The sequence below is a fragment of the Parabacteroides sp. 20_3 genome (genome assembly GCF_964238835.1).
In the GTDB taxonomy this organism is placed as follows: Bacteria; Bacteroidota; Bacteroidia; order Bacteroidales; family Tannerellaceae; genus Parabacteroides; species Parabacteroides distasonis.
In genome coordinates this window covers 1-4,225 of the sequence record NZ_CAXSNO010000021.1, presented here as the reverse complement: position 1 = coordinate 4,225, position 4,225 = coordinate 1, and the positions used below count along the sequence as shown (strand labels likewise).

Here is a 4,225-nt window from a genome sequence, read left to right as displayed (position 1 = left end):
ACGATAGGGAAAAAGAGCAAAGCAAAACCAACCAACGGGCGGTAGGATTGGAAACGGGTTTTTATGGCGTGTACACGTTTGTGTACAAAATGTTTGTATTTTATTGAAATATAGCTATCTTTGTGCTGAATTTAAAAGCAAACAGATATGGAAGCATTATCAGTAAGAGAATACCGTAACAACCTCGCAGCGTCTTTCACCAAAGCTGACAATGGCGAGCAGGTACTAATTCGCAGGAAAAACGAGATTTACGCTTTGGTAAAAGTTGGTCGTGAAGATTTGATGATAACCCCGGAGCTGCAAGCAAGGATTGACAAGGCAAGGGAAGAAATCAAATCCGGAAAGTGTGTTACCCTCAAAAGCAGTGAGGATATTGACGCTTATTTCGATAGTCTATGATGTACACAATTAGGGTTTCCGACGGGGTGGATAAGGTGATTGCCAAATGGAAGAAATCAAACCCCAATTTGTTCAAGAAGTATAAGAAAATCTACAAAGAATTGTTAGAGCACCCTAAGACTGGGCTTGGGCATCCCGAAGCGTTAAGGGGCGGTGGGGATATTACATGGTCTCGACACATTACCGCCCATGACCGGATAATCTATGACATTTACGAGGAAGTGGTAGAGGTCTACATCTTGGAGGTAGAGGGGCATTACAACGATAAATGATAAAACTGTTATGGTCGAATATTGTGTTTACTGGTTAGAGAACGGCGAGCCTATGCACGAGGTGTTCTCTTCTCTTGCCGCCGCCGAGATGTACTCATGTGCGATAAGAGGGAAAGAAAACATTGAATGGGTGGAGGTGTCCGAAGAAGAAACCATTGATTTGGACGAACTGGAAGACATGTTCCCGGATGACTTCTGCGGCGTGTAATCCCCTTGGGTAGAAATGGGGTAGAATTTGTTAGGCTGTGGGGGATTTTCTAACACGCCGGGGCTTTTTGCTGGGCGGTTGGCGTGGATGTATTCCCATGCGGCATGTGTATATATAGCAAGAAGTGTCCTTGTCGGACAATTCTTGCTTTTCTCGCTTTGCTCAAAAAGATTTTAAGATTACCTTTGTGGCATGGAACTAAGACGGAACGAAAAGATTACATTCCGGTGTACCGAACTTGAAAAGGACGCACTTGCGGAGCAGGCAGCCCGGTGCAGTCTAAGCGTATCGGAATACTGCCGGAGTTTGTCCCTTGGGGGGCGCCCAAGGGAGAGGTACACCGAGGAGGAACGGCAGCTTCTCCGGGACATAGCCCAGTTGAAAGGAACGCTCCAACGGCTGAACAACTACTTCGGTGGTCGCCAGTACCGGGAAGTGTTCGAGGAGAACCGGGCACTAATTACAGAGCTCAAAAAAATACTCTCACGATGATAGGGAAAGGGAAAAGCATATCACATGGTGTGGCGGCATTGGAGTACGACCTCGCCAAAGAGATAAACGGGCAGGCAGTAGCCACCGAGATAGCCCGGCATGAACTTTATGGGTGTACTGGTGCGGAAATGGTGCAGGAAATGAAACCGTATCACATTGATTTTCCGAACGTAAAAAACAACTGCCTACGTTTCGAGGTCAGCCCCTCGATAGAGGAAAGCGCCACCTTTACGGATGCGGACTGGGCGGAACTTGGTAACGACTTCATGCAGCGCATGGGGTTGGCGAACCACCAGTACATCATCATCCGGCACAGCGGTACGGAGAGCAAGAAAGAGCAAGCCCACCTGCACATACTGGCAAACCGGGTTTCCCTTTCCGGGGAACTGTACCGGGACAACTGGATAGGGAAAAAGGCAACGGAAGCCGCCAATGCCATAGCCAAGGAACGGAACTTTGTACAGTCGCAGGACATTGGCAAAGTCAACAAAGCGGAAATCAAGGAAGCCATGGACGGCGTATTGAAGAAGATGCAGGGCTTTGACTTTACCAAATTCAAGGAAGAACTTGGTAAGAGAGGTTTTAAAGTCCGGGAAGCCAGGGCAAGCACCGGGAAACTTAACGGCTACTATGTCACAGCCCGAAGCGGTACGGAGTATAAGGCAAGCGAGATAGGGAAAGGCTACACTCTCGCCCATATCGAGCGGACACAAAGCAAACTGAAGTGCAACTCAATGAACATATCTCATGGAAACAAACTCACACCCGGAAGCGGCAGCTTCCAACGTTAAGCAGGGACAGTACAGCCCCCGGAAAAGAAAAGATACAACGCCAAGGGTAAACCCGCAGCTTGCGGTAGAACTGGTGTATCAAGAACTAAAGCGTGTTGAAGTCTATACGAAGCGCATAGAGGACGCAACAGCCCGAAAGGTACAAATAGACGGGAAAAGCCTTGAAAGTGCCGAAAATCGCCTAAAAAACGTGTTGGCGGACTTTGAACGGCAGGGGTACAGAATGAAAAACGGCGGTTATGTGGACAAACGAATTTCGTTCTACTCAATCCTTTGTGCTGTTATCTCCCTATTGTTCGCTTGTTTCATGTGCTATCTTTGGACGGATGCAGCCAAAGACCGGGACAACTACAAGCAGTATTATGAATACTACCAAGAGCAGGCAAGGGAACAAAAGGGGAATAAATAAACATCTAACTTTACGAATTATGGGAACAACGGAACACGAAGAACCCCGGTTCTTCTTCATACTGAACAAGGGTGCGAAGTCCGGCGGCGAAATCACCCATGCCGTCCTAAACGGTAGTATCGTTTCGAAGCCGGCAGGCTGGGACGCCTTTCATGGGCTTGCACTGGCGAGAGAGAAACTAAGCAGCGAGGAAATACAACAGCAGATGAAAGAACTTGGTGTAGAAATGGAAATCGTTCCTCTGATTTGACAAGATTACCCGGAGTGTTTCAGCCGGGTAATCTTGTTACTTATCCTTGATTTTCCCTTTAAGGGCGTTTATAATCCACCCTTTCGGATTGTTCTTTTCTCGTGATTTTCCGTTTAGGAGAGCCAGTTCTCCGATAAGGTCGGTTATCTTTTCTTGTGCCGTTATGAATGTCTCTTTGTTCCGGTTTATCTCTTCCGATGTGAAGCCGCAGGAATAACGGAGGTACTCGTACACATGGCTGTCTATCTGATATCGTGCTGTAACCTTTGCTTGCAATTCTTTCCCTTCCAGTTCTTCATCTCTGAACTGTGGTTGATAGACCGGGTAGAACCTAAACCCGGTCACCTTGCTACGTTTGTTGTTTGGGTTTTCACGCACTTTCACGTAGTTGAAAGTGTATGGGCAGCTCTCATCAAGCGCAGCCTTTGCTGGTTTCAAAACTCTTTCCTCAAAATGATCTATTCTGTCTTTTCCGTTCTTGTCCTTGTATTTGTCCGCAGGTATGCCAAGACGGTCTTTCAAGTTTTCAAGGGATATATCCAAAGGGTACACCTGCCCACTCATTAACATGTAAAACCTAAGGGAATACCCAGTAGGTAGCGCAAGAGCCTTGTTTAACTCAAATTCTCTGTACCCCTTGGCGAACTTGGTAAACACATCCCAAAGGTCGTTAGACACACGAAAGGTTATAATGCCAGTGCGTTTTTTATATTTTGGGTTAGATATAAATCCGCACTTCCACCATTCCTCGTCATCTTCGTAAGTAAAAAAACGTCCTGCCAAAGAATCGAGTGCGGCTATGATTTCATTGTAATCACGTCCGGAAAAAATAACGTCAGATACATGCATTTGTGCATCAACATCCCAAAGTCCATGCTCAAACTTGCGTTTCGTGCCTGCATAATCTTTCAGTTTTACTCCCTTTAGTTCAGCTTGGCACGCTTCCAGTATGCGAAGAACTATTCTTTGTTCGTGTATGGACATGTCTTGCTGTTTTGACCATGTATATACCCATGAAACAACAACATCTTTATTCTTGGTAATAGGTAGTTTCTTTTTCATAAACGATTGATTTGCTGCAAATATACACAATCCCCACATTAAAACAAAAAAAGAGGGGTAAAACTCCCAAAGTGTGGGGACTAATTTACTTTTAAACTCCCAAAGTGTGGGGACTAAACTCCCAAAGTGTGGGGAAACACATGTTCTAATCCCTTTATTTATGGGCGTTTGCGAAGAAGTGATAGAGCATATTACAGACGATGCTTATAACAGACAAGGGGAATTTATAGAGCTAAGTGGTTGATTTACTGTCGGAAAAAGAAAAACGATAGGGAAAAAGAGCAAAGCAAAACCAACCAACGGGCGGTAGGATTGGAAACGGGTTTTTATGGCGTGTACACG

At 45.8% G+C, this 4,225-nt stretch carries 8 protein-coding genes; 7 read left to right on the top strand and 1 reads right to left on the bottom strand.

Going from position 1 to position 4,225, the window contains the following annotated elements:
• Positions 1-147 precede the first annotated feature (147 nt).
• The 7 genes from ACESPU_RS21640 (at position 148) to ACESPU_RS21610 (ending at position 2,821) form a co-directional block, all read left to right on the top strand.
• On the top strand, positions 148-399 hold the full coding sequence (locus tag ACESPU_RS21640) for a hypothetical protein (protein ID WP_004295507.1): 252 nt from the start codon (positions 148-150) through the stop codon (positions 397-399).
• A complete protein-coding gene (locus tag ACESPU_RS21635; protein WP_004327436.1) occupies positions 396-671 on the top strand; it encodes a type II toxin-antitoxin system YoeB family toxin in 276 nt (91 codons plus the stop codon). The genes ACESPU_RS21640 and ACESPU_RS21635 overlap by 4 nt, the downstream gene beginning before the upstream one ends.
• Before the next feature lie 10 nt (positions 672-681).
• Positions 682-879, top strand: a complete 198-nt coding sequence (locus ACESPU_RS21630) for a hypothetical protein (protein WP_004295503.1) — start codon at positions 682-684, stop codon at positions 877-879.
• A gap of 192 nt (positions 880-1,071) precedes the next feature.
• Entirely contained in the window at positions 1,072-1,371 is a 300-nt protein-coding gene (gene mbpA / locus ACESPU_RS21625) for a mobilization protein MbpA (protein WP_004327437.1), read from the top strand.
• Entirely contained in the window at positions 1,368-2,162 is a 795-nt protein-coding gene (gene mbpB / locus ACESPU_RS21620; protein WP_007560590.1) for a mobilization protein MbpB, read from the top strand. Before mbpA ends, mbpB begins: the two co-directional genes overlap by 4 nt.
• The gene (mbpC, locus tag ACESPU_RS21615; RefSeq protein WP_004295511.1) at positions 2,119-2,571 is read left to right on the top strand and encodes a mobilization protein MbpC; all 453 of its coding nucleotides are present in this window, start codon (positions 2,119-2,121) and stop codon (positions 2,569-2,571) included. Before mbpB ends, mbpC begins: the two co-directional genes overlap by 44 nt.
• Positions 2,572-2,590: 19 nt before the next feature.
• Positions 2,591-2,821: a hypothetical protein gene (locus ACESPU_RS21610; RefSeq protein WP_004295510.1), complete on the top strand. Its 231-nt coding sequence runs from the start codon at positions 2,591-2,593 to the stop codon at positions 2,819-2,821.
• A 36-nt stretch (positions 2,822-2,857) separates the two neighbouring features.
• Here the strand turns inward: ACESPU_RS21610 and ACESPU_RS21605 are convergent, their stop codons facing one another.
• Complete coding sequence (locus ACESPU_RS21605; RefSeq protein ID WP_004295509.1) at positions 2,858-3,883, bottom strand: replication initiation protein; 1,026 nt, start codon at positions 3,881-3,883, stop codon at positions 2,858-2,860.
• Positions 3,884-4,225: the final 342 nt, after the last annotated feature.